Annotated in this window: 23 protein-coding genes; 10 read left to right on the plus strand and 13 right to left on the minus strand. The window is 52.1% G+C overall.

Annotation, left to right across the window (positions count from 1 at the left end; genetic code table 11):
- The first annotated feature begins 36 nt into the window (after nucleotides 1-36).
- The 7 genes from Ga0123462_RS05890 to Ga0123462_RS05920 all read left to right on the plus strand — a co-directional run bounded on the left by Ga0123462_RS05890 (nucleotide 37) and on the right by Ga0123462_RS05920 (nucleotide 6,628).
- On the plus strand, nucleotides 37-966 hold the full coding sequence (locus Ga0123462_RS05890; protein WP_100265448.1) for a glycosyltransferase family 2 protein: 930 nt from the start codon (nucleotides 37-39) through the stop codon (nucleotides 964-966).
- Nucleotides 959-1,633, plus strand: a complete 675-nt coding sequence (locus tag Ga0123462_RS05895) for a GNAT family N-acetyltransferase (RefSeq protein ID WP_100265449.1) — start codon at nucleotides 959-961, stop codon at nucleotides 1,631-1,633. The genes Ga0123462_RS05890 and Ga0123462_RS05895 overlap by 8 nt, the downstream gene beginning before the upstream one ends.
- A gap of 6 nt (nucleotides 1,634-1,639) precedes the next feature.
- Nucleotides 1,640-3,028 carry an ArnT family glycosyltransferase gene (locus tag Ga0123462_RS05900; RefSeq protein ID WP_100265450.1) on the plus strand — a complete coding sequence of 463 codons (1,389 nt, stop codon included), beginning with the start codon at nucleotides 1,640-1,642 and terminating at the stop codon, nucleotides 3,026-3,028.
- A gap of 7 nt (nucleotides 3,029-3,035) precedes the next feature.
- On the plus strand, nucleotides 3,036-4,175 hold the full coding sequence (rffA, locus tag Ga0123462_RS05905) for a dTDP-4-amino-4,6-dideoxygalactose transaminase (protein ID WP_100265451.1): 1,140 nt from the start codon (nucleotides 3,036-3,038) through the stop codon (nucleotides 4,173-4,175).
- 87 nt (nucleotides 4,176-4,262) lie between these two features.
- Nucleotides 4,263-5,180 (plus strand): D-glycero-beta-D-manno-heptose-7-phosphate kinase, encoded by a 918-nt coding sequence (rfaE1, locus tag Ga0123462_RS05910; RefSeq protein ID WP_100265452.1) that lies wholly within the window; start codon nucleotides 4,263-4,265, stop codon nucleotides 5,178-5,180.
- Between the two features lie 10 nt (nucleotides 5,181-5,190).
- Nucleotides 5,191-5,910 (plus strand): 3-deoxy-manno-octulosonate cytidylyltransferase, encoded by a 720-nt coding sequence (kdsB, locus tag Ga0123462_RS05915; RefSeq protein WP_100266513.1) that lies wholly within the window; start codon nucleotides 5,191-5,193, stop codon nucleotides 5,908-5,910.
- 100 nt (nucleotides 5,911-6,010) lie between these two features.
- Nucleotides 6,011-6,628 carry an LEA/WHy family protein gene (locus Ga0123462_RS05920; RefSeq protein WP_100265453.1) on the plus strand — a complete coding sequence of 206 codons (618 nt, stop codon included), beginning with the start codon at nucleotides 6,011-6,013 and terminating at the stop codon, nucleotides 6,626-6,628.
- Nucleotides 6,629-6,716: 88 nt separating this feature from the next.
- On the opposite strand, the gene Ga0123462_RS05925 is transcribed toward Ga0123462_RS05920, so the two are convergent.
- Entirely contained in the window at nucleotides 6,717-9,563 is a 2,847-nt protein-coding gene (locus Ga0123462_RS05925; protein ID WP_198507296.1) for a PAS domain S-box protein, read from the minus strand.
- 223 nt (nucleotides 9,564-9,786) lie between these two features.
- Between Ga0123462_RS05925 and Ga0123462_RS05930 the strand changes: the two genes are divergently transcribed.
- On the plus strand, nucleotides 9,787-10,569 hold the full coding sequence (locus Ga0123462_RS05930) for a TIGR01458 family HAD-type hydrolase (RefSeq protein WP_100265455.1): 783 nt from the start codon (nucleotides 9,787-9,789) through the stop codon (nucleotides 10,567-10,569).
- Nucleotides 10,570-10,575: 6 nt separating this feature from the next.
- On the opposite strand, the gene Ga0123462_RS11475 is transcribed toward Ga0123462_RS05930, so the two are convergent.
- From Ga0123462_RS11475 to Ga0123462_RS05950, 4 genes are read right to left on the minus strand one after another with little or no spacing between them, the layout of a single operon-like run.
- Nucleotides 10,576-11,568: a CinA family protein gene (locus Ga0123462_RS11475; protein WP_198507297.1), complete on the minus strand. Its 993-nt coding sequence runs from the start codon at nucleotides 11,566-11,568 to the stop codon at nucleotides 10,576-10,578.
- 1 nt (nucleotide 11,569) lies between these two features.
- Complete coding sequence (locus tag Ga0123462_RS05940; protein ID WP_232726373.1) at nucleotides 11,570-12,049, minus strand: phosphatidylglycerophosphatase A family protein; 480 nt, start codon at nucleotides 12,047-12,049, stop codon at nucleotides 11,570-11,572.
- Nucleotides 12,042-12,971 (minus strand): thiamine-phosphate kinase, encoded by a 930-nt coding sequence (thiL, locus tag Ga0123462_RS05945; protein ID WP_100265457.1) that lies wholly within the window; start codon nucleotides 12,969-12,971, stop codon nucleotides 12,042-12,044. The genes Ga0123462_RS05940 and thiL overlap by 8 nt, the downstream gene beginning before the upstream one ends.
- Nucleotides 12,964-14,211: a transcription antitermination factor NusB gene (locus Ga0123462_RS05950; protein WP_100265458.1), complete on the minus strand. Its 1,248-nt coding sequence runs from the start codon at nucleotides 14,209-14,211 to the stop codon at nucleotides 12,964-12,966. Before Ga0123462_RS05950 ends, thiL begins: the two co-directional genes overlap by 8 nt.
- A gap of 149 nt (nucleotides 14,212-14,360) precedes the next feature.
- Here Ga0123462_RS05950 and Ga0123462_RS05955 point away from each other — a divergent pair, with 149 nt between their 5' ends.
- The gene (locus Ga0123462_RS05955; RefSeq protein ID WP_100265459.1) at nucleotides 14,361-15,653 is read left to right on the plus strand and encodes a mechanosensitive ion channel family protein; all 1,293 of its coding nucleotides are present in this window, start codon (nucleotides 14,361-14,363) and stop codon (nucleotides 15,651-15,653) included.
- A gap of 45 nt (nucleotides 15,654-15,698) precedes the next feature.
- Here the strand turns inward: Ga0123462_RS05955 and Ga0123462_RS05960 are convergent, their stop codons facing one another.
- The 3 genes from Ga0123462_RS05960 to Ga0123462_RS05975 form a co-directional block, all read right to left on the minus strand.
- A complete protein-coding gene (locus tag Ga0123462_RS05960; protein ID WP_100265460.1) occupies nucleotides 15,699-16,532 on the minus strand; it encodes an arsenite methyltransferase in 834 nt (277 codons plus the stop codon).
- 249 nt (nucleotides 16,533-16,781) lie between these two features.
- Nucleotides 16,782-17,750, minus strand: a complete 969-nt coding sequence (gene arsS / locus Ga0123462_RS05970) for an arsenosugar biosynthesis radical SAM (seleno)protein ArsS (protein WP_100265462.1) — start codon at nucleotides 17,748-17,750, stop codon at nucleotides 16,782-16,784.
- A 311-nt stretch (nucleotides 17,751-18,061) separates the two neighbouring features.
- Complete coding sequence (locus Ga0123462_RS05975) at nucleotides 18,062-20,122, minus strand: ATP-dependent DNA helicase RecG (RefSeq protein WP_232726374.1); 2,061 nt, start codon at nucleotides 20,120-20,122, stop codon at nucleotides 18,062-18,064.
- Between the two features lie 268 nt (nucleotides 20,123-20,390).
- On the opposite strand from Ga0123462_RS05975, the gene rpmB reads away from it, so the two are divergent.
- Complete coding sequence (rpmB, locus tag Ga0123462_RS05980; RefSeq protein ID WP_100265463.1) at nucleotides 20,391-20,582, plus strand: 50S ribosomal protein L28; 192 nt, start codon at nucleotides 20,391-20,393, stop codon at nucleotides 20,580-20,582.
- Nucleotides 20,583-20,664: 82 nt separating this feature from the next.
- Here the strand turns inward: rpmB and Ga0123462_RS05985 are convergent, their stop codons facing one another.
- The 5 genes from Ga0123462_RS05985 to Ga0123462_RS06005 all read right to left on the minus strand — a co-directional run bounded on the left by Ga0123462_RS05985 (nucleotide 20,665) and on the right by Ga0123462_RS06005 (nucleotide 24,377).
- Entirely contained in the window at nucleotides 20,665-21,051 is a 387-nt protein-coding gene (locus tag Ga0123462_RS05985) for a RidA family protein (protein WP_100265464.1), read from the minus strand.
- A complete protein-coding gene (locus Ga0123462_RS05990; protein ID WP_100265465.1) occupies nucleotides 21,048-23,204 on the minus strand; it encodes a RelA/SpoT family protein in 2,157 nt (718 codons plus the stop codon). The genes Ga0123462_RS05985 and Ga0123462_RS05990 overlap by 4 nt, the downstream gene beginning before the upstream one ends.
- 47 nt (nucleotides 23,205-23,251) lie before the next feature.
- On the minus strand, nucleotides 23,252-23,506 hold the full coding sequence (rpoZ, locus tag Ga0123462_RS05995) for a DNA-directed RNA polymerase subunit omega (RefSeq protein ID WP_100265466.1): 255 nt from the start codon (nucleotides 23,504-23,506) through the stop codon (nucleotides 23,252-23,254).
- Nucleotides 23,507-23,577: 71 nt separating this feature from the next.
- Nucleotides 23,578-24,126 (minus strand): guanylate kinase, encoded by a 549-nt coding sequence (gmk, locus tag Ga0123462_RS06000; RefSeq protein WP_100265467.1) that lies wholly within the window; start codon nucleotides 24,124-24,126, stop codon nucleotides 23,578-23,580.
- Complete coding sequence (locus tag Ga0123462_RS06005; protein ID WP_100265468.1) at nucleotides 24,123-24,377, minus strand: YfhL family 4Fe-4S dicluster ferredoxin; 255 nt, start codon at nucleotides 24,375-24,377, stop codon at nucleotides 24,123-24,125. Before Ga0123462_RS06005 ends, gmk begins: the two co-directional genes overlap by 4 nt.
- Nucleotides 24,378-24,515: the final 138 nt, after the last annotated feature.

The following is a 24,515-nucleotide window of genomic DNA, read 5'->3' on the forward strand; positions in this document are numbered from 1 at the left end:
TTTAGATATCGACAATTCATGTGATAAGGTTGCTGCATGGCACATATCTCAGTCGTCATACCCGTCTATAAGGCCGAAGGATGCCTGCATGAGTTGCAGCGCAGGCTTACTGCTTCGCTTACAAAGATCAGCGAGGATTTTGAATGCCTGCTGATCGAGGATTGCGGCGGTGACAGATCATGGGAGATCATTCAGCAGATTGCCTCTGAGGATTCCCGCTTCAAGGGCGTGCAGTTCAGTCGCAACTTTGGCCAGCACTACGGCATCACGGCAGGACTGGATATCAGTAGCGGTGACTGGACAGTGGTAATGGACTGCGACCTTCAGGATCCCCCTGAAGCCATCCCTGCACTTTACGCTAAAGCCCAGGAGGGCTTTGAAGTTGTGCTTGCCCAGCGCATTAACCGCAAGGACGATGCAGGTAAAACACTCTCTTCCAGGATCTTCTACAGACTTTTTAACTACCTCACCGGCATGGAATACGACCCCAAGGTAGGTAATTTCCGCATCATGTCCGCCAAGGTTGTAAATAACTGCCGCAACATGCGCGAGGGGCTTCGGTTCTTGCCTGGCATGGTGGAGTGGATAGGCTTCCCGGCAGCCAAGGTCGAGGTGGAACACGGAAGCCGTTATGCAGGTGAATCAACCTACACCTTCCGAAAACTGCTCTCGCTGGCCACCGATACAATTATCGCATATTCCGATAAGCCGTTACGCTTGTCGATTAAACTCGGCTTTTCGATTGCAGGACTCGCATTCATCGCAGGCATCGCACTAATGGTTTACGCAATCTTTTATGATACTCCAATCATGGGCTGGAGCAGCTTGATTGTTTCACTCTACTTCCTCGGTGGCATCATTATTGCCAACCTTGGCATTGTCGGCATATATCTCGGAAAGACCTTCGACGAAACAAAGAACCGGCCGCTCTACATTATCAATCACACCACCTTTAACCATGAGTGATCCTGCCATCCACCCAGTACCATGGGATTCAGCGGTGTTTGGAATCGACTGTTTTGAGATCAGTGATCCTAGTAACGCATCTGCGCTTGCCGAAGCATCCACAACTCCAGGTCACTACAGCATCAAGGTCGACCCTCTGGCCTCCAAGGCGCTTCTGAACAAGTACGGCTTTTACTACACCGACACTTTGATCGAGCCTTACTGCAACAGTAGCGACATCACCATGTATAATAATCCGGAGGTAAGTGTCGACAACCAAGTGGATATCAATCTGCTACTAGCGATGTGTGATGCCAGCTTCTTGTACGGACGTTTTCACCGCGATTTTAACCTGAACCATGATATGGCCGACCGTCGCTACAAGAACTGGCTGAAGCAACTGGCCGATGAGGAAAACGTACTTGGCCTTTATCACTGTAACCAGTTGGCTGGATTTATCGCCCACAACAACGGGAACCTTCTGCTGCACGCCATTGATAGGAAATTTCGCAGCCAAGGGCTAGCCAAATATTTCTGGTCAGCAGCCTGCCAAGAACTGATAGAGCGTGGCATTACTGAATTTCGCAGTTCGATCTCCGCAAGCAATCTGGCTGTACTCAACCTCTACTGCTCACTCGGCTTCCGCTTCAATAAAGCAGTCGATGTCTATCACCGATTAACAAGATAATGACACATGCCCATCTCCTTTGAACCGTCACTACAACTCTATAAACGACTGACGCTACTCGCAGCCCTGCTGATGCTGTTGCCACTCCCGATCATGCAGTATGTCGGTGAAGAGGGACTAATGGCGATCAAGTCCTATGAGATGCATGTTCGAGGAGACTGGCTGCACCCCTCTATTCTGGGGAGTGTCTGGCCTCACTCTCCACTCTGGCACTGGCCGGTGATGATCATCAGCAACCTGATCGGCTGGGAACACGTTGATATTGCCATACGTCTGGTTTCAGTCACCTCCTCCTGGATAAGCGCATGCGTTGTCGGATTTACAGCCTCCTGGCTTTTCCGAGAAACACCTCATGCCAACTGGTTAGGGGCATTGATCTACCTGAGTATGGGAGAAATCGCATTCTGGTATGGGTGGCTTGGCTATCTTGATGCCACCTTTGGCCTGTTTGTTTTTTCATCAATTGTTGCCTTGTGGCGTGCAATCAGTGAAGAGAGTCTAAAGTGGCTGTTGATCTCATTGCTACTGGTTTCACTCGCTTTTTTGACCAAGAATATTACCGCATATGCACTATTCGGTTTGTCTGGATTTGTTCTTCTTTGGCGATGCAACAAATGGCATCTACTAAAATCGCCGGCCTACATAGTTCCCGGAGTTGCTGCACTTGCTGTTCCTTGGCTGTGGCAAAGTTTTATCGTTCCATCCGGCGCCAATACCGCCACAACAACTATCAACGATGTACTTCGCAACTTTATCGGTTATGGCATTCTGAATTATCTGAATCACTGGATAACTTTTCCGCTGCTCTTTGCCTCACGTGCACTGCCAGTGAGTCTATTCATCATATGGTTGTGGCTGCGGCGAAAACAGCAGTTTTTCATCGATCAGAACCTGACCACGCTGCTACTTATCCTGTTCGTATGTCTGCTTCCATTCTGGTTGTCTGCCAATGCCACTCCGCGTTATCTCGTCCCATTCTACGGTCTCTTTGCACTACTACTAACCGGCCTTACACTACAGCTGAGCGCAACGCGACTTCGTCAGAGTGTAACCCTGATCGCACTCTTCATACTGCTGAAGATTCCTTACAGCTTCGTTGTCCTCCCCTATATCAAGGACTGGCGACCCGAACGGAATGTGAAATTAGTAGCTGAAGAGGTAATCAAGCTGACCGAAAATGCTCCACTTCTCTCACAAAATGATGTGGCATCAGGCCTTGCAGTTACAGCTTACATTGATGTTTGGCGACAGGATCGCCAGCCAGTCACTTGGTACCGTGGCAAAGTTCAGAATGTGTATATTCTAGCTGAGGTTGAATCACCCCATCTAGGAAAGTTGATAAAATCATGGCGGCTGCGCGGTGACAACCTCTATCTCTACTGGAAAGGGGAATAAACATCCAATGAACAACAGAATAATCCCCTTCAACAAACCATTTATGACCGGTGATGAAGTCGACCATATTCTTAAGGCTCACAGCAACGGACAGCTGGCCGGCAACGGACCATTCACAGAACGATGTCAGCACTGGTTGGAGAATAAAACCAGCAGCAGAAAGGCGTTGCTTACCCACTCCTGTACTGCAGCCTTGGAGATGGCAGCAATCCTGATTGACCTGAAGCCCGGCGACGAAGTGATCATGCCCTCCTACACCTTCGTCTCAACTGCTAACGCATTCGTTCTCCGCGGCGCTATACCTGTCTTTGTCGATATTCGTGAGGACACGCTTAATATTAATGAGACCCTGATCGAGGCTGCAATTACTGCTAAAACCAAGGCGGTTGTAGTCGTCCATTATGCCGGCGTTGCCTGTGAAATGGATACAATCATGGCGCTGGCTGCAAGGCATGACCTGTTTGTGATTGAAGATGCGGCTCAAGGTGTCATGGCCGAGTACAAAGGAAAACCGTTGGGCGGCATTGGCCACCTTGCCGCCTACAGTTTTCACGAAACCAAAAATGTCATCTCAGGTGAAGGTGGTGCTCTTCTAATCAACGATGAGCGCTTTATTGAACGTGCCGAAATCATCTGGGAAAAAGGCACCAATCGCAGTAGTTTCTTCAGAGGTGAAGTTGATAAATACACTTGGGTTGATGTCGGCTCATCTTTCCTCCCGGGCGAACTGATTGCAGCCTTTCTCTGGGCACAACTTGAGCACGCCAATGAAATCACTGATCGGCGTCTGCAAATTTGGCAGAACTATCACAAGGCTTTCGTTTCAATAGAGACGACAGGCAGAATAAGGCGGCCGATTATTCCTGACAGATGCCGGCATAATGCACACATGTATTATCTGCTTCTCAATTCGCTTGAGGAGAGGTCGCAGCTCATTTCAGGGCTGAAAATTGATGGCATCATGAGTGTCTTTCACTATGTTCCACTGCATCTGGCGCCGGCGGGGAAAAAATATTGCCGAGCACATGGTTCCCTGACTGTAACTGAGCAGCTTTCAGACCGACTTGTTCGCCTGCCGCTCTGGCCCGGGCTGGAAGAACAGCAGCCGTATGTCATTGAGAGAGCACTTTTCCATCTTAATAAGTAACAGAACAGCCTGTGTCGCTACCCTGCAATAACTAAAAACCCTATACTGTCGACTTTACTGAGATAAGATGAGGCGAGGAGAGGCATTTTGATTCTTGTTATCGGCGATATTATTGTGGATGAATTTATCTGGGGCGATGTCTCGCGCATATCACCCGAGGCGCCTGTTCCTGTCGTCAATGTCGACCGTATCGACCGCAGACTTGGCGGCTCGGCCAATGTCGTGCGTAACCTGCATGCACTGAACACCCGTTCTGCCATGTTCGGGCTTGTTGGTGATGATGAAGCGGGCCAGTGGGTGAAAACCCGCCTCTCCGAACTGGACTCGGATAACCGTGGCGTGGTAACGAAATCCAATGACCGCCCCACTGCTATCAAAACCCGCATTATTGCCCGCCACCAGCAGGTGGTGCGCTATGACCGCGAATGGACGCAGCCAGCAATGCCTGAGACTCAGGCGAAGATTCTTTCAAGCCTTGAAGCTGTACTGCCAGAATCAACGGCCACCATCCTTTCCGATTACGGGAAAGGTGTACTCACCCCCGATTTCATTCGCCAGCTCATCCAGCGCTTACATGGTGCTATTATCGGCGTCGACCCGAAACCCGAACATACTGATGCCTATCGCGGTGCCACCTTCATCACGCCCAACCTTACCGAAGCCGCGGCTATGGCTGGCATGCAGCCACGCAATGACGATGCCAATGCCGAAGCGATTGCCAAGAAGCTACATGCAGAGCTCGAGCTGAAATATGTGCTGCTTACGCGCTCCGAACGCGGCATGACCCTTTATGACGGCAAGCAGAGCCACCATATCCCGACTGCAGCCCGAGACGTATTCGATGTGACCGGTGCTGGTGACACGGTGATCGCAGTATTTACCGCCTGTCTTGCTCGAGGCGACGATCCCCTGAGCGCCGCAATAATCGCAAACCGTGCAGCAGGCGTTGTGGTTGGCAAAGTCGGCACAGCAACTGCAAACTGGGACGAAATCGAGAGCCACTGATATGCACGCCATAAAAACCGCCATCGGTATTCCGGCCCGCATGGGCTCCACCCGTTTTCCCGGCAAACCGCTTGCGAAGATTGCCGGCAAGGAGATGATTGTTCATGTCATCGAAAAAGCACATGCAGCAGCTATAGGACCTGTATTTGTCGCTACCGATGACGAACGCATCGCAGAGGTTGTTACCCGCAACGGGGGCGAGGTCCGCATGACCTCCCCCGATCACAACAGCGGCACTGAGAGACTGGCAGAGGCCTTCCGGGAGCTCGATTTCGACATCATCGTGAACGTTCAGGGTGATGAGCCGTTAATTGACCCGGCAGCCATCCGATCCGTCGTCAAACCTTTCGATGAAGACGCCTATCTTCCTATGGCAACGCTTGCTCATCCGATCAGGGAGAGTGCTGACCTGCATGAACCCAATGTCGTTAAGGTAGTGTGCAATGCCAAGGGTCGCGCCCTCTATTTCAGCCGTGCTGCGATTCCCTATCCACGTTCAGGGCTTCCAAAGGCTCTGCAGCATGTCGGCCTCTACGCTTACCGCAAAGAGTTTCTGCTGATCTACTCTTCGCTCGATTCATGCCAGGCGGAACAAACAGAACAGCTTGAGCAGCTGCGTGTCCTTCACCATGGCTATGACATCGCCGTCACTGTAGGTGATTTTCACTGTATCGGTGTCGACACACCTGAAGATCTTGCTCGTGCCGAAGAGATGATGAAAGCAGCATGATTCCACCTCGGGCCGCTTTCAATGCGGGGAGTGTAATGCAACACACACTTTCTTCACCACAAACAGGTAGAGTTAGCATCATATCATCCGGAGGTGTGGCATGGCCCCAATCAGTCGCTTACCCATTATTTCAATGTTTCTGGCGAGTCTGTTTCTTGCCTCATGCGCAACCATGCAACATGTATCAGAGCTCTCGAATGTGAAATTCACTCTCGATCGTGTTTCGGATGTGCGCATTGCCGGAATTGATGTGATGAATTTCTCTGATGCTCAACAGCTCAATGTCTATCAGGTTGGCCGCATCACACTGGCTACAGCACGGGAAAACCTTCCTCTAGACATTACACTGCACCTGAAAACCGAAAATCCTGTGATTAACCAGGTGGCGGCCACGCTGACGCGAATGGAGTGGACGCTTATGCTGGATGGGCGTGACACCATCAGCGGTGTATTACAGGATCAGATCACACTGCAGGCTGGAGAAACCAGCGATATCCCACTCAGACTGAGCCTGAATATGTTCCAGTTCTTCGATGAAAAAAACGCCCTGGACATGCTTGATCTGGCACTTGCCTTTGCCGGCGAGGGCGGTGGCATTCCTCAGGGCGTAGCCTTAAAGATCCGCCCTACCATCAATACGATTTTCGGCCCTTTCACCTATAAACCGATCCTCATAGAGCCACGCCCGAAAGAGCGCTCCCAAAGACGCACCTTCTAATCCCGGCAAGGGTGTATGCGGGCATCTGCTGCCTGCCATGATCAGATGAAAAACTGACATAAATATGCTCGAGTGGTTGTACGGGAAGCTAATTCTGCTTGCGTGTATCAAGTGAGCGTATAATCAATTGCGACAGGCTTTCTACAGTGAATGGTTTATTGATGATCTCATGGTCGGAGATCTCTCTGCCCGCATCATCCAGACTGCCTCTGTCATAGCCTGTGGCAAAAATTATGGGAAGTTTTTCATCCAATTCCCTGATCCTCTTGGCGGCATCCATTCCACCCATAACCGGCATAACAACATCAAGAACGACAAGAGAGATATCTCGCATATTCCGTTCAAACTGCTGCACGGCCTCCTCGCCATTGTGGGCGGCAATGACCCTGTAACCGAGATGACTCAATACGCTTTTGTACATCTCCAGAATCAATGCTTCGTCATCGGCAACCAGAATCAGTTCATTTTGACCTGTTACGGCTTGCTGCAGGGAAACCTGCTCTTGCTCCGGCTTGGCATCGACAAGAGGCAGGTAGATCGTAAATGTCGTACCTTCGCCTGGAACGCTATCCACCTCAATTGCTCCCATGTGCCCCTCAATAGCACCATAAACCATTGCCAATCCAAGCCCCGTCCCTTTTCCAACGCCTTTCGTCGTAAAGAAAGGATCGAAGATTTTAGATACAACATTCTCCGGGATGCCTCCGCCATTATCACTCACGGTCAGGCAGGCAAACATTTCCCCTTTGCAGTTAGGGTGACGCTGCCAGAAAGAGTCATCAGCGATGTATGGCTTGAGAGAACAGGATATTTTTCCGTTTTTGATGCCCTCAAGCGCATCTTTAGCGTTGTTGATAAGGTTCATTATAACCTGTTGTAACTGGGTTGAATCGCCATGAATGTAGAGCTCTTCAGGTGACGTCTCGCAGCTCCTTTCAATGCTCTCCGGAATTGCCGTGGCAGCGAGTTTTATGGCTTCGTTCAGGAAATTGGTTAATGAGAAAGTGCTCATTTCCACATGCTCTTTGCGGGCAAAGGTCAGCAACTGTTTGATCATGCCTGCTGCACGCATACTGATCCTTTCGATCGCCTCAATATTCCCCAACAGCTTCTCATCATCCTTGATTCGGGTCTTGGCCATATAGGTGTTGCCCACAATGCCTGCCAGCATGTTGTTAAAATCGTGGGCAATCCCGCCGACAAGAACGCCAATGGCCTCCATCTTCTGTGACTGCAGGAACTGCTCCTCAAGCCTCTTGTACTCGCTCATATCCTGTTGCAGTGAAACGAAGTGGGTGACTTTGCCACTATCGTCATGAATAGGCGCCACAGACATCAATGCCGGGTAGTACGTTCCATCCTTGCGGCGGTCAATCAGTGTACCCTGCCAGACATCTCCGCGTAGAATCGTATCCCACAGAACCTTGTAGAAAGATGGATCCTGAGCCGAGCTCTTAAGAATATTCGGCTTCTTGCCGACGATCTCTTCAAAAGAGTATCCGGTGATTTTAGTAAATGCAGGATTTATATATTCGATGACAGCATCGTGGTCGGTAACCACGGCAGCTTCACCGGCATACTCTAAAGCCTTAGTCAGTGTTTTAAGTTTTGTTTCAGCCTTCTTGCGTTCAGTGATGTCGCTAACCACGCCGCTCCACAGGCTTCCTGATTCGTCCACTGCCGTGATGTCGGACTCGATTTGCACCCAGCGTGTATTGCCGTTGATGATAAAGCGGCCTTCCCATCGAAAAGGTTCCAGACTTTCCTTCGCTGCCTTGTTAGCCCGGATCAGGTTATCCAGATCGTCATGGTGAGCGGCAGAAAAGGCTATGCTGCCATCTTGCAGGACCGCATCAGCGTCAAGGCCTAGAATCTTGCAAAAGTTCGGACTGACATACTCAAAGCCCATAGAATCATCGTTATAAAAGCGGAAGAGATAGACACCGACCGGAATGGACTTCACCAGATTATCGTAGCGGGCCATGCTATCACTCAACTTGTTCTTTTCTGCATGGAGCTCAGCGGTTCGCTGTTTTACCGTCTCGGCAATCTCTTTGGTTCTGCGTGTTGTCATCCAGAGGTATCCTGACAACATGAACGACAGCAATAACACCAGCCCCATGCTTTGCAGGGCTGTAAAACTTTGATGCTGCTGCAGGAAAGCAGGAGCAGCCTCGAACCGGACACGCCACCGGTGTTCGCCTGTCACGATAAACTTCTCTGTGCTGACCCCTGTTTTCAGAGCCTGATCTTTTCCTGAACGGGTGCGCGACGAGTGAAAGTAAAAAGGCATGTTTTGAGGATCCGACGCATCGCTTAGATAATAGTCGATTGCACCAACAGGCATGGTTCTGAGCGATTCATCGATTAATGGGGCCACATCCCATTCACTAACGACAAAACCAAGCAGGGCCTCTCTTCGTTCAGCTGGGTTATCTGCAGCGCTGCGTTTATATACAGGCGAGAAGATAACCAGCACATGGCGGTCATCTCCTTCAGTGTAGATATCTATCTGATGGTGGCCAGTATCCATGGCCATCAGCATATGCTCCCAACGGCTAGGAATCGAGAGGTGTTCGGGTTTGAACCAGTTCTCTCTATTCTGGTCAGCCATCAACAGTTGATAATCAAAATCACTGTATTCAGGCGCACGATGATGGTTTGCGTCGGCGGAATCCAAACGGGGAAGCCATGCCAGCATGCCTACTTCCGGGTTTTTCGGGTCAGAGATTCCTGCCAGAGCTCCAATCTCAGCACTTACCAGTTCATCTCGCCGTTCAACTACAAGCTCATGATGAATAACTGCAACCACATGATCCGCAGTTTCAAACACATGATCCAGCACACTCTTAATTGCAGATGTTCGGGTATCTGCCCGATATTCAAACGTGTGCTGAAAATGGGCATTCTCCCAGCTTTTAACCTGATAAAACACTAGGGCAGATAGAATAACCCCTATCAACAGAGACCAGAGAGGCGCCTGAAATTTTAAAAAGTTGCCCATGAATTTAATTTAGCAGCAGATCTGAGGTTATGCCAGCGGATTGATTCGTCCGAATCGCCCGTCTAATGGCATAACCTCAGATCCGTTCCATGTAGTCTCTTCTGCCAGGGTGACTGCAACAGCAAGGTTGCAAATATAGTGCTAAACTCCGTTTATGAAGCAGCGAGATCGAGAAGCTATCCAAGCCGTATTGTTGGACCTGGACGGTGTGTTATATGTCGGTGACAAAATCATTCGCGGCGGCGCATCTGCGGTTCGACATATTCGGGAGCTTGCTCTGCCTGTCGCAGGTGTTACCAACACCACGACTCAGCCAAGAAGCATCATTGCTGCCAAACTGGCTGGATTCGGCATCCCCATTACCGAAACGGAAATCTTCACCCCGGCCGCACTGGCCCTGAAGGCCATAGGAGCCAGAAGTGCCCGGCTCTATGTGCGGGAACCACTGCTGGAAGATTTTAACAGTGTTCGCATCTCAGACAGCAATCCGGATTATGTTGTCATGGGTGATATCGGTGGCGAAGGATACCCGCCTGATACGCTGCTGGAGATATTCCGCCTGGTGATGAACGGTGCAAAAATACTGGCGCTGCACAAAAACCGCTTCTGGCAGAAGCCGGATGGGCTGCATCTCGATATCGGCCCGTTTGTGGCAGCTGTCGAATATGCCACAGGCAAGGAAGCTGCAATCCTAGGCAAGCCATCACGCGACTTCTTTCACGGCGTATGTGAAGCTGTGAATGTACGCCCCGAACAAGCCCTGATGGTCGGAGACGATATAGAATCGGATATCGCCGGAGCCCGGGACTCGGGATTGAGAACGGCCTTGGTGCAGACTGGAAAATACCGTTCTGAATTCGTTAAACGCAGCGGTATTCGGGCCGATCTGGTCATCCCTTCCATCGCCGATTTGCCAGATGCCTTAAAGCTTCTATAGCAACAACTATTTCAATCTTTCAATTAACATGCTCAAGGCGGCATTGACCGTTCGCCACTGAATCTCATTGCGACTTCCGGATAACTGCAGCTGTTGTGTTTCGGCATTTTCTCCCGTCATAGCTACGGCAACCCACACGGTACCCACCGGTTTTTCATCAGAGCCACCGGCGGGTCCTGCAACTCCGCTGACGGCGATGCATACACAGCCATCACTGATGCCCCCCTCTGCCATTGCAGAAACCACTTCCCGGCTAACTGCGCCGCACTTTTCGATCATTTCAGCCGGAACATCAACCTCATCGGATTTTGCATCGTTACTGTAGGTCACCCAGGCACGCTCCAGAACATCCGATGCACCTGGAACACGTCCGATTCGTGCAGCAATCGCACCGGCAGTACAGGACTCAACGGTTCGAAGAGATAGCCCACGCTTGCGCAACTGATCAACCACCTGCTCTTCTAGCAGCACTCCATCACAGTTCAAAGCGTTGTGCGGCGGCAGCTCTGTACCTGAAACAAGTGTTCCGCTCAGGCCCGGCTCCAGCTTCATTGCACCTGATTCATCGGGCAGAATGGCCAGCGAGCGAAGCGGCCTGCCACCATTGATATGCTTAAGGTACTGCATTCTCTGATAAGCGATATCTCCCTTAGGTATAAAGAGAATTAATCTTTCACCATTCCGGTATACCCAGCAGGTGCGTTGCGGATTATCGAGCCCGAAACTGGATGCATCAGCAATTTCCAGCCGGCCGAACTGGTCGAACCCGACCTGTAGCCCAAGAGCAATTGCAGCCCCGGCCAGTTCAGACTCATCGGCAAAGATGATGCGCCAATCGGCATGCTCATGCTGCCACCTTTCCGACTCCAGAAGGTGAACAGAGATGCTATCCGCACCCGCCGATCGAACCCATGCCTTCAGCCAACCGATTGAGTGCCCCGCAGCAGTCAGACTCTGCAAACCGGTTTCACTGAAGATCCATTGCGAACGAATGGTCAATTCAGCCCCCCAAAGCCATTGATCCGACAACCACTACGGTTGCGCCCATCAGACCTGCCACCACATCATCCGCCATGATTGACCACCACGGAGGCCCTAGGGTTTCGACGTAGGAGACCGGCCAGGGTTTAAAGACATCGAACCCCCTGAATGCGATAAACGCAACTGCCATATGGGCGAAGGAGGAGTCGAGGAATATCAGAATCACTCCAAGGCATAGCCACTGCCCCACCCACTCATCGATTACGATCCAGCCAGGGTCCTTGTCGGCAAGCTGTGGCAACACAATTGAGCAGTTCCAGCAGCCCAGAACCAGCAGCATGAGTGAGGCGGCAATCAACGTTAAGGCACCAGACTGTTCAACCAGAAACCACGCCGGCAACAGCGATGTGAGAGAACCCCAGGTGCCGGGAGCCCTGGGCAACCAGCCGCTGCCGAAGCCTGCAGCCAGCCAGTGATGAATGGTTCGTGATTCAGCCAAAATGCAGGAATCCGCGCTGTTCTACTTCGCAGGGTTCGCCATTACGGAATACGGACACCCCACTACCCTCACGGCAGCAGCCGATTTTCACTGCAAGTGCCTCGGGTATCTCCATCTCCGCCGGAGCGGTAAAGAGCAGGGCATAATCTTCGCCGCCATGGAGTACCGCTTCGTAAAACGCTTTCCGGCCAACCGATCGACACATATGAATCCAGTTCGGTAGCTGCAGCAACTCGATATCGATACCAATACGGGAAGCCTTTGCTATGTGACCGGCATCCTGCAGCAGACCATCACTGACATCGATACAGCAGCGGACCCCCATTTCCCTCAGATGAATTCCTGCCGATATCAGCGGCGTGATCTCCTCCAGATGGTGCACATACTCACCGTCGCGTTGATGATGAAGCCACTGCTGCAGTCCCAGCGCATGGAATCCAAGCTTGCCGGAGAGCCAGACATTATCATCAGACCTGGCCAGATCGCGACGCATGGCGGTTCCTTCAGGAAGCTCGCCTGCAACCGTGACCGCGATAGCGTTTACGGGAGAACGGCATGTGTCTCCGCCCACCAGCTCAACGTTATATCGTTTCAGAGCACTGCTGACCCCTTTCCCCATTTTCCTTACCGAGGATTCATCCTTTGCCATCACATTGACCCAGACAGCCACCGCATCAGCGCCCATGGCGGCAAGATCGGAAAGCGCAGCACAGACCGCCCTGTCTGCAGCTCTGGAACGCGGGAAATCGACCGGCCAGTGCACCCCTTCAACGGATGTATCGCTACTCACAACCAGATCAAAACCTGCGCGCGGGTGATGGATCGAAGCATCGTCTCCTATGGCAAATCGCGTAAAAGGGCTGGAATGCCCCCCCTTGCCTTTAAAGCAGCTTTCGATCAGTTCAAATTCGTTATCACTCATGACTCTCACACTCTGATATGGACTGTATCGATGCACTACCGCCTATACGGGCAAAAAAGAATCCATCGTGGCTCTCTGAAGGCAACAGTCGCTCTGCTGCTCTCAGCTCAGAAACGCCCTCTATTACCTTCTCATTCTCGCGAGGGTGGACTGAGCATACAGCGTAGATCATCTCCCCATCCGGATTAAGGACACGCAATGACTCCGAAATCAAAGTTTTCTGTACATCTGCAAGCCTCTCCACCGCCTCACTATCGTGCATGAACTTGGCATCGGGATGACGCCTTAGCACCCCAGATGCTGAGCAAGGTGCATCAAGCATGATCGCGTCTGCGCTCTGATTCCGCAAAGGTAAAGTACCGGCATCGGCTTGAATAACAGTCACATTGCTGCAGTTCAGGCGGTCAAGATTCTCCCGCAGACGCGGAATCCGACGGGGGTTCAGTTCGATTGCTAATATTTTTGCACTGGAAAAACGATGTGCCAACAGTGAAGCCTTGCCACCGGGTGCAGCACAGATATCGAGAATCAGGCCATCCGGTTTTGAAAGTTCCAATGCCATAACAGAAGCCTGAGCAGCCTGATCCATCACCGTAAACGCCCCCTCTTCAAAGCCGGGAAGTCTGGCCACATCGGTTCCCGAAGGCAGTAGAACTGCATAGGGAGAAAGTTCTCCGGCAACAGCTGCAATCCCCATGCCCGTCACAGTTTCGATCCAGCTTTCACGATCCACAAACAGTGCCAGCGATAGCTTCGGCGGCTCCTTCAGCGCTTGACCGAACTCGCTTACGGCCTCGGCACCAAATGCATCGCGCCATTCGGTATAGATCCATTTTGGCAATTCCATACGCTGATGGGGCTTAAGTTTTTTCGGCGCCTCACTTTCAGCCACACGGCGCAGTACCGCATTAACAAAGTTGGCCGCCTTCGGTTGAAGGCATTTTACAGCTGACACCGTTTCGGAGACTGCTGCGTGAGTCGGAATTCGCATGTGTCTTAACTGGTAGGTTCCGGTTAGAAGAGCGATATGAGAAACCGGATCAGGTTTCACTCTGCTGAATCGGGAAAAATCAGCTTCCAGTGAATAGAAGCGACGCAGTACACCATAAACCATCTCGTGCAGCAGTCTTCGGTCACGATCCTGAAAAGTTGCTCCTATCGACTCAAGCGCCTCTCCAGCCTTGATCCGGTCGGAAAATACCCTGTTCAATATCTCTATGGCGGCCTGGCGTACTGACATATTCGGCAGGCTACATCCGGGGAGGAGATTTGCTACCTGTGATCGGAAGAGGGCCCTGACAGTTGTCATGACTTCACAATGACTCTGAGACTGCTTCACAACATAACCGTGAACATAGTAGTGTCTCAGCGGTTACATCAGGAGAACACATGCCGGATAAGCTCTTGGAAACTCTTGCAACATGGCAATCCCACATCTACCAGTCCGATTTCTGGTGGCAAATGGTTGTGCTGGCAATCGGTGCAGCTTGCGCCCTGTTCATCCGCAGCCGCATGGATGCCATTATTGACAACAACAAGCCTGGAGATGAGAGAAGCAGGCTGCGTAAAATGTCGATCAAAAGTCTGGAGCGCATCCAGTTCCCATTGTCGATGCTCATGGTCACCTTGATCGGGAAGTCGATATTCACTCATCTTGGGTTCCAGGCAAACATTTTAGAGCTTGCAACGCCTCTGCTTCTGTCTCTGGCCGGCATTCGCATTGCCATCTATATGCTCCGTAAAGGTTTTGCACCGAGTCCGCTGGTCAAGGCATCAGAAAACATTATCGCCTCAACTGTCTGGGGAATGGTTGCGCTTCATCTGCTTGGCTGGCTTCCGGATGTGCTGGCGGCACTCGATAGCCTTGCTTTCAGCCTGGGAACCAGCCGCATCTCCCTATTGCTGGTTATGAAACTGATTATGACGGTGATCTTCTTCTGGGTTCTGGCTCTCTGGCTGGCCAATCTGATTGAGAGTCGGTTGAATCAATCGGAGCATTTCAGCAGCAGTGCACGCGTGGCCCTCTCCAAGTTCAGTAAATTCTTCCTGATCGCCATCGCCATCTTCGTTGCACTTGATGCGGCAGGCATCGATCTGACAGCTCTCACTGTATTCAGTGGTGCGGTTGGTGTCGGTATCGGCTTCGGCCTGCAACGCATATCAAGCAACTTTATCAGCGGTTTCATTCTGCTTTTCGACCGCTCTATTAAACCGGGTGATGTTATTACGGTGCGCGACAAGTTCGGCTGGGTTCAGGAACTCAGGGCCCGCTACATCGTCGTGCGTGACCGCGATGGCGTGGAAACACTGATCCCCAACGAAAACCTGGTGACATCCGAAGTGATCAACTGGAGTTATACCGACCCCGACATCCGCATGAAGATCCGTGTGCAGATCAGTTATGATGACGATCCGGAAGAGGCCATGGCTCTCATGCTGGCATGCGCCAAAGCCAGTCCGCGAGTGCAGGATGATCCGATTCCGCTAACACGCCTGATGGAGTTCGGTGATAACGGCATCGTACTGGAACTGCGCATCTGGATACTTGATCCTGAAAACGGATTGGGTGGTGTACGTTCTGAAGTGAATCTGGCTATCTGGAAAGCCTTCAAAAAGGCGGGTATCACCATCCCCTACCCACAACGCGACATTCACATCAAGTCCGGACAGGTTGCCGGCTAATATCACAGGAAGGGTGGCTTTTTCCTCTCCTCCAGGTTGCGCAGGTTAGCAGCAACTGCTTGATGAACAGCCGCCGCCCGGCTTCTCTGCCTCGATGTAAGCGGAAACAACATAGGCCTCCACCCCCCGGCCCGGCGCCCAGTCGCGGATAAATTCGCGCGATTCATCCTTGGGGACAAGGCGGATTTTCTCAAACCCTGCATCAGTCATCATCGTCTCCAGTGCATCAATCATGGATGCGCCGGCCATGCAGCCTGCATGCAACACCTGATCGTTTTTCATCTCCTCCGGCATCTCTGCAGTCGCCACCACATCGGAGATAGCAAGGCGACTCCCCGGCTTCAGAACCCTGAAGGCATCGGCAAAGACGAGCTCTTTGTGAGGCGAGAGGTTGATCACGCAGTTGGAGATGATGATATCAGCTGTATTGTCGGCCACCGGCAGGTGTTCGATCTCGCCAAGCCTGAACTCCACATTACTGAATTCGCCCTTCTCGGCATTCTGACGCGCTTTAGAGAGCATCGCCGGGGTCATGTCTATTCCGATCACCCGGCCGCCCTCACCGACCTCCTGAGCGGCCAGAAACGCATCGAAACCACCGCCGGCACCAAGATCAACCACCACCTCTCCGGGTTTAAGGCTGGCAATGGCGCGTGGATTGCCGCACCCCAACCCCATATCAGCCCCCTCAGGAACTTTTGAAAGATCATCATCGGAGTACCCGAGGCGAGTGGAGATCAGCCGGTTGATCGCCGTATCATCGGAAACGCCGCAGCAGCTGGATGCCTCGCCGCAGCAACCACCCGTATTGCTCGCTTCGGCCACCTCTGCATAACTTTTCCGTACCTGCTGGCGTACACTATCGGCTTTCACACTCATCTGACTCTCCGTTACAGGTTATTAACTATCGCAATGATTTCTGACGGCCTCATACGTCTGGTGTAATCCACATTCACAAATCTGTGAATCACAATACCATCACGGCCTACAATATAAGTTGCCGGCACTGGCAGTTCAAAGCGGTCATTACCCTGATTGGCTGCCGGATCAATGCAGAACCCATATCGCCTGCGGTAACAATTACAGTATGTTCGCCTGAAATCTCCTGATCTGATCTGTTCAGATCATTCACCCATCCAGTGCGCCTCCACAACTTGAACCCTGACCGGCCGTACAGCCGTAACAGTGATCCATCACGATAACTGGCCGACCCGATAACTCTTCACACATCAGGTCTCGAAGGTGCAATCTGTTTCCGGTTTCCTCCTGCTGCATTGGAAGGTCGAGCATCTGGTTAAAATCGCAGTCGTATACATACCCCTGCCAGTCGATACTGATCAGATTCCTGCACATCACTCCCGGAAGGTTATCTTCGCTATAAGCTTCTTTAAGAAGCTGCATGTAACTGGCGAATTCCCCACGTGAAATCAAGGTGCTGCCAAATCGCTGTATCGGCATATTGGTAATGGTGAAAAGCTTGTTGAACTGAATCCCGTAGCGGATATGCAGCTCACGTTTATAAGCCACTTCAAGCTCCGCTTGCGACGGAGGCAGACAGGCCCCCTGCGGGTTGTACACCAGAGTCAGTGTCAGCCCTGAGCCATCCACACCATATCCAAGCTGGTTTAACCTTTTGAGTGCCCTGATACTGCTATCGAAAACACCTTTGCCACGTTGTGCATCGACATTATCGCTCAGGTAACAGGGTAGCGAAGCAACCACCTCAACCTTGTGCTCAGCCAGAAATCCGGCAGCCCATTCAAACCCTTCCTCTTCAAGGATCGTCAGGTTGCAGCGATCAATAATGCGCAGCCCCAGCTCTCTTGCTTTACGGACAAGATACCGGAAATGGACATTCATTTCCGGAGCACCGCCAGTCAGATCAAGGGTTTTTACATGATGAGTAGCGAGGTAATCAATGACCGACTGTACGGTCTTATCGGACATCACCTCTTTACGCCGGGGACCAGCATTGACATGGCAGTGCAGACAGGTCTGATTGCAGAGATAACCGAGATTGACCTGCAACGTATCCAGCTTGCCACGATTGATGGCTGGAAAATCTGTCTCTTTAAGTAATGGCAGCGTTGCATGCATCCGGGGGCTTCTCCTCTATCTTTATCTGAACGCTTCGTGAGTCGTGGCCAATCAACTTTTATTACAACCCATTTCTACATGGGGCGCCCAGTGATGAAAACATGAATCATGATGGAGGCATTATAGCTTCAACCATCTACTCATAGTGCTATCATAAACATTTGAAAACAGGTCTGTTTTGCACTCTGTTTAACCGTATTCAAATCATTGTTGGCCTGATGGCAATTGTCCTGATTCTTATCACTGCCGAGCTGATCACCGGCTGAAGATTTCCCCTGTAAAAAATCGCATCGTCACGCCGGACAGCAGCATCAGTCGGTTGCTTCGGCAAAAGGGCGCCAGAAGCGCTGCATCGACTCATCCGGAGCAAAATCCGGAAGGTTGGCATACCACTGTCGAATCAGGGCAGCATCCCCGGCCGTATCGAGCAGTCGGAAGCCCGCATTGCCGTGCTGGCGTGTTCCGACGGCATCACCGCCGCCACGGATAGCGAGATCGGCTTCAGCAAGCTCGAGCCCGTCGTGGCAGTTAACCATTTTTTTGAGTCTGGCCATGGAAGCATCAGACACATCGCTGCCGGCGACCAGCATACAGTAACCCTGATCGGATGAGCGACCTACCCTGCCCCTTAACTGATGCAGTTGCGCAAGCCCGTAGTTTTCCGCCTGCTCGATCACAATCAGGCGCGCCTCCGGTACATTGACCCCTACCTCGACCACGGTAGTGGAAACAAGAATCTTACAGGCTCCAGAGGAGAAGGCTTCCAACGCACTGTTCTTATCCCTGGCCTTCATACGCCCATGCAGGCCGATCACACTGGCATCGGGAAAGTAACGTTTCAGCAACTCCACCCGCTGATCAACGGAGATTCCATCCTCATCCTCATCGATGCGCGGTACAATCCAGTAGATGCGTCCCTCAGCGTCCAGAATTCGCTTCATGCCTTCAGCCAGAGGTTTCATCTTCTCCGCAGCAATCACGCGCGTCTCCACAGGCTTTCTGCCCGGCGGCATACCTCGCATGATGGAGAGATCCATATCGCCGTAGAGTGCCAGCGCCAGCGATCGGGGGATTGGCGTTGCTGTCATGCCGAGCAGATGAACCGCCCCATGGTTTCCACTCGTTTTTTCGGCCAGCGCCCAGCGCTGCTTCACTCCGAATCGATGCTGTTCATCCACCAGTGCCAGCGCCAGATGCTTGAACTGCACATCTTCGCTCAGCAGGGCATGCGTTCCGACAATCAACTGTAGCGAGCCATCCTGCAAGCGGCCAACCATCTCCCGCCGCGCTCTGCTGCGTGTACTGCCAGTCAATAGCGCCACCTCCATCTCCAGCGGTGAAAACAGCGCCTGCAGTGTTTCTGCATGCTGATTGGCCAGCACCTCGGTTGGTGCAAGCAGTGCTGCCTGACTTCCACTGCCGGCAACCTTTGCCATCGCCAGTGCAGCAATCCAGGTCTTGCCTGCACCCACATCACCCTGCAGAAGTCTGTGCATCCGACTTCCCGATTCGAGATCAGATGAAATATCGGACCAGACCAGCTCCTGCGCTTCGGTCAACGGAAAAGGGAATTCCTCAAGCATGCTCTGACTCTTGATTCCATCAGTTAATGCAGCCGCCGGAGAGACCGCCTTCAGCTTCTTCTCACGCATCAGGTGAAGGTAGATGATAATCTCTTCGCTTTTCAGGCGCCCTATAGCTCGTTCCAGCATCTCATGGCCAATGCTGTCCGGGTGATGGATCTGCCTGAAGGCCTGTAGCATGGCAGGCAGATGGAACTGTTCGGCCAGTCGTTGATCAAGCGGACTCTTTAATGTGTCAGGAATCAGTGAAAGTGCCTGACTGACTATGGAACCCACCCGCCTGCCGCCAAGCCCTGCAAGGCTGGCATAGACCGGCTGAAATCCGGGCTGAAACGATTCGGTCACACACCACTCGGGATGGCTCATCTGCCAGTACCCCTTCCAGCGCTCGGCAACTCCGCGTACGGATATCTCCCTGCCTTCTGAGAGACGAGCATCGCTCATCATGTAACCGGAGTGGAAGAAGTTCAGGGAGATCTGGCCGGTATCATCCGCCAGTCTGATGCATACCTGACGGTTTCTCCCGAATCCTCGCGCCTGTTTGCTGACTATTCGGCCTATGATGCGGGCGCTGGCCCCCTCCTGCAGCCGGGTGATTGAGCAGATGTGCCGATCATCAACATACTCCTTGGGCAGATGTAGCAACAGATCCCCAAGGCAGGCAATGCCACGAGCAATGAATCGCTTTTCCAGTGCGGTGCCTACCCCAGGTATGCGGGTCAGCGGCTGAGCCAGATAATCGTACATCGCCTTATCTTGAACGATTGAGGTAACGCACTCAACCAGCATAGTGTAACCATGCTGCCAGTGATGAATGGCCCAGCACAGCTGAATGGGAATGAAATCGGTTGGCGCAGCGTAAAAAAACAGCGATCTGCACAAGATGTTGTTGGCAGCTTACCGGATGCCTCCCATACCTTGGGGATATGCAACTGAATTGAGGCAATGCTCATATTAAATGTGAGCAACCCCGGCCACAGTCAAAAAAGCGTCATATTTTGCTTGTATGTCTTGTTCCGTTCACCTAAAGTGCGCCCCGTTTTTGGAGGTATTAGTCATGGCTAAGCGTTGTGAAGTATGTGGAAAAGGTCCAATGGCCGGCAATAATGTCAGTCATGCGCATAATACGACTCGTCGTCGTTTTCTGCCTAACCTGATGCAGGTTCGTGCTATTGTTGAAGGTCAGACACGCAAAGTGAAGGTATGCGCAAGCTGCCTGCGTTCCGGCAAGATCGAAAAAGCTGCCTGATTTACCGCATTCTTAATTATTCAAAGGGCGCCTGTTAAGGCGCCCTTTTTGTTGTTTCATGTCTGCGCTGCCGCAACAGCAGTTATCCGGCTTTGGCCACCAGATCCATCTCCACCTTTGCACCGAGCGGCAGTGCGGCCACCGCGACCGTGGCGCGTGCCGGCCTGTGATCACCAAGCCATTGCGCATAAATCCCATTCACCTTCGGGAAATCGCCCATGTCGGTCAGGAATATATTCACCTTGAGAATATCGGTTAGTGATGCGCCCGCCTCAGCCAATACAGCCGAGAGGTTCTTTGTCACCTGAACGGCCTGAGACTCAACATCGTCAGCCACCAGCGTGCCTGCTTGAGGATCAAGGCCAATCTGGCCCGATGCATAGAGAACGCCGCCACTCACCACCGCCTGTGAATAGGGCCCGACCGCTTTCGGTGCACGCTCTGAATGAATTACCTCTATTGAACTCATATCTGCTTTTCCTTTTTAGTTGATTTTGATGATGATTTCCTGCTGAAGAAATCACGCAGCGTTTCACCAAGCGCCTTGGAACTCGGTCTGTTCTCACCCAGCCCCACCTGATTGCGACGTCCTACCGTGATAACCCCTTCAATCGATTTGAGCGAACGCATCACCTTGGCCAGATGGGTACGATCCTCCACCTCAACCAGGAACAGCAGTTCAGTCATTGAACCGCCACGCTGCTTCAGCCTCAGGTCTTCGATTCCCGAAGATGCATCAGCAATACTCTTGGTTACCCTTGCCAGCATGCCGCGCTCGTTATGCGCATGCACTACGATACCTGTACGGAACAGCTGTCCGGGCTGCGCCCCCCACTCCACCTCAAGCCAGTCCCTGTTATCCATGTCGGCGACCTCGGAGCATTTGCGATGATGAAGAATCATACCTTCACCGGTGCTGAACTGACCAAGCACCGGATCGCCCGGAATCGGATGGCAGCACTCTGCCGGCTGCATAATCGAACGCTTGAGTCCTCTCAGCTTCAGCGGCAACTTGCGCTGCTCCTGATCAACGGTGTCAAGCAGCTTGTGAATCGGAATATCGCCGCTGCCCAGGGATATCTTCAAATCCTCCATGCTGCGGCAGTTCAGTTTCTCAAGGGTATTCTTGTCGAGTTCTTTCTTGCCGATCGATTCCTTGAGAATCTTCTCTCCCATGCGAATACAGGTTTCGCGCTCCTGCCTTCTGAACCACTGACGGATCGAATGACGGGCACGCGGTGTTTTCACATACTGCAGCCACTGGCGGCTTGGCGTCTGATCAGGGGAGGTCATGATCTCAATCGAATCACCGTTTCTCAGCCGAGTAGAAAAATCGGCCATTTCACCGTTGATACGAACACCCATGCAGTGATGGCCAATATCAGTATGCACAGCATAAGCAAAATCGAGCGGCCTCGCCCCGCGTGGCAGGGCGAAGATATCGCCGTCGCGACTGAATACATAAACCTCCTGCACAAACAAATCCAGGCGAACATTCTCAAGGAACTCATTCGGGCTTTCCGTGTCGTGCAGCAGCTCTGTCAACTGCTTCAGCCACTTATAGCTCTCTCCCTCGCCATCGGCGCTGCTCCCCTCCTTGTAGGCCCAGTGCGCGGCCACACCATCCTCGGCATAGGAGTGCATCGCTTCGGTTCGAACCTGAACCTCAATACGGAAATTTTCCGGCCCGATCACCGTTGTATGCAGTGACTGGTAACCGTTCGGTTTGGGCAATGCGATATAATCCTTAAACCTGCCAGGCACCGGACGATAGAGGCTATGCACCACACCGAGTGCCTTATAGCAGGTCTGCATATCGTCGACGATGACACGGAAGGCCACCAGATCAAAAATCTCATCGAAATTCACATGCTTGCGCTGCATCTTCTCGTAAATGCTGTAGAGGTGTTTCATACGACCCTGCACGCGCGCTTTCAGCCCCTGCCGCTGCAAGGCCTCCTGAATAATACTCTCCAGTCGCTCTCTGGTCTGATTAAGGCTCTCAAGACGACCTGCCATTTCGCTTAACAGCTCTTTATAGGCATCGGTTTCGATATAGGAGAAGCCGAGATCCTCCATCTCCTGCTTGACCCAGTGAATGCCCAGCCGGTGCGCGAGCGGCGCATAGATCTGAATGGTTTCCTCGGCGATCGCCTTGCGCTTCTCATCACGCATAAAGCCGAGCGTTCGCATATTGTGCAGGCGATCGGCAAGCTTAACGATCAGCACGCGCAGATCCTGGGCTGTAGCCAGAATCATTTTGCGAAAGTTTTCCGCCTGCTTCTGCTCTTTTGTATTAAAGTGGATCTGACCGATCTTGGTGACGCCATCAACAAGTCGGGCCACATCACTTCCGAAATGGCGCTCGACCTCTTCGAGCGTAACAGTGGTATCCTCGACGGTATCATGCAGCAGAGCTGTAACTATGGTCGAATCATCCATGCCCAGGCTGGCCAGAATATCGGCCACGGCTAGCGGATGCACAATGTATGGCTCGCCTGAGTTGCGCACCTGCCCGGCATGGGCATGGGCGGCAAATACATAGGCGCGATTGATCAGATCAAGATCGGCCTTCGGCGAATACGATGCAACTCGTTCTGTAATTTCAAAAATGCGGCTCACAACTTAATGCTGATTATGGATCAGAAACGTGTAAGCCATAGCATAAATCAGACTTCGCCCTCATCATCGGCAAACTGGTCGAGGCGACGACGCTCTAAATCGCCCTGCTCGAACAGGACATCCCAGGAGATATAACCGTCACCCATTTCGCGCAGCGCCTGCACAGTAGGCTTGTCATCTTCAGTCTCAAGCATAGCCGGCATGCCGTTAAGCAGCTGGCGAGCACGCCTGGATGCAAGATGAACCATTTCAAAGCGATTCGGATAATAACGAATGCAATCTTCAACTGTTACGCGAGCCATACGGCTACCTCCAAATAAACAATGGGTTAAACCTAGAAGTGGTTGCGCAAAAAGCAACCGTCTAAAATCTGTTACTGTTGAATTATCCCTATCAACCGCTGAAGCGAGATGTCGAAGTCATCATTGATGATCTGGAAGTGCGCCTCACCTGCATGTGCCATCTCCGCTTCAGCGGCTGCCACACGCCGTTGTACAATGGCGATATCATCCTGCCCGCGAGAAGTCAGGCGTCGCCGCAACTCATCCAGGGATGGTGGCAGGATAAACAGCCGGATGGCGGTTGGAATCTTTTCAGCCACCTGGGCAGCTCCCTGCCAGTCGATCTCAAGCAGGACATCCCTGCCTGATTTCATAATCGCTTCGACGTCGCTCTGCCTGGTGCCATACAGATTACCATGCACATTGGCCCACTCGAGGAAATCACCCGCCTCCTGCTGCTCCTTGAACGCCGGAATGGAGAGGAAATGGTACTCTCGCCCGTTCTCTTCACCGGGCCTTGGATCCCTGGTCGTACAGGAGATGGCAAGCTGCAGGTCGGGTGTATGTTGCAACAGGGATGCACAGAGGCTTGATTTGCCGGCCCCGGATGGTCCTGAGACAATAAACAGACGGCCACTCATGCCGCCACACCAATCAGATACTCATATTTCGCCTGCAGATCCTGCTCTGACTCAACATGTTTGGGATCCTGAGGAATACAGTCAACAGGACAGACCAGCTGGCACTGCGGCTCACTGAAATGGCCTACGCATTCGGTACAACGATCAGGGTCGATCTCGAAAATCTCATCACCTTCATAAATGGCAAGATTCGGGCACTCCGGCTCGCAAACCGCACAGTTGATACAGTCGTCAGTAATCATCAAGGCCATGCAACATCCTCCTCAGAGGGATGAACACTAATTATCCAGAGTATCAAATGCGAAGCCTTTTCACTCCTGTTGCAATTGAACCGTGATCTCAGGAAAAATTCAGGCTAGTGTAAACTCCATTCCGGGAGCGCAAACCAA

Origin of the sequence: Mariprofundus ferrinatatus (genome assembly GCF_002795825.1) — a bacterium.
GTDB classification, from domain to species: Bacteria; Pseudomonadota; Zetaproteobacteria; order Mariprofundales; family Mariprofundaceae; genus Mariprofundus; species Mariprofundus ferrinatatus.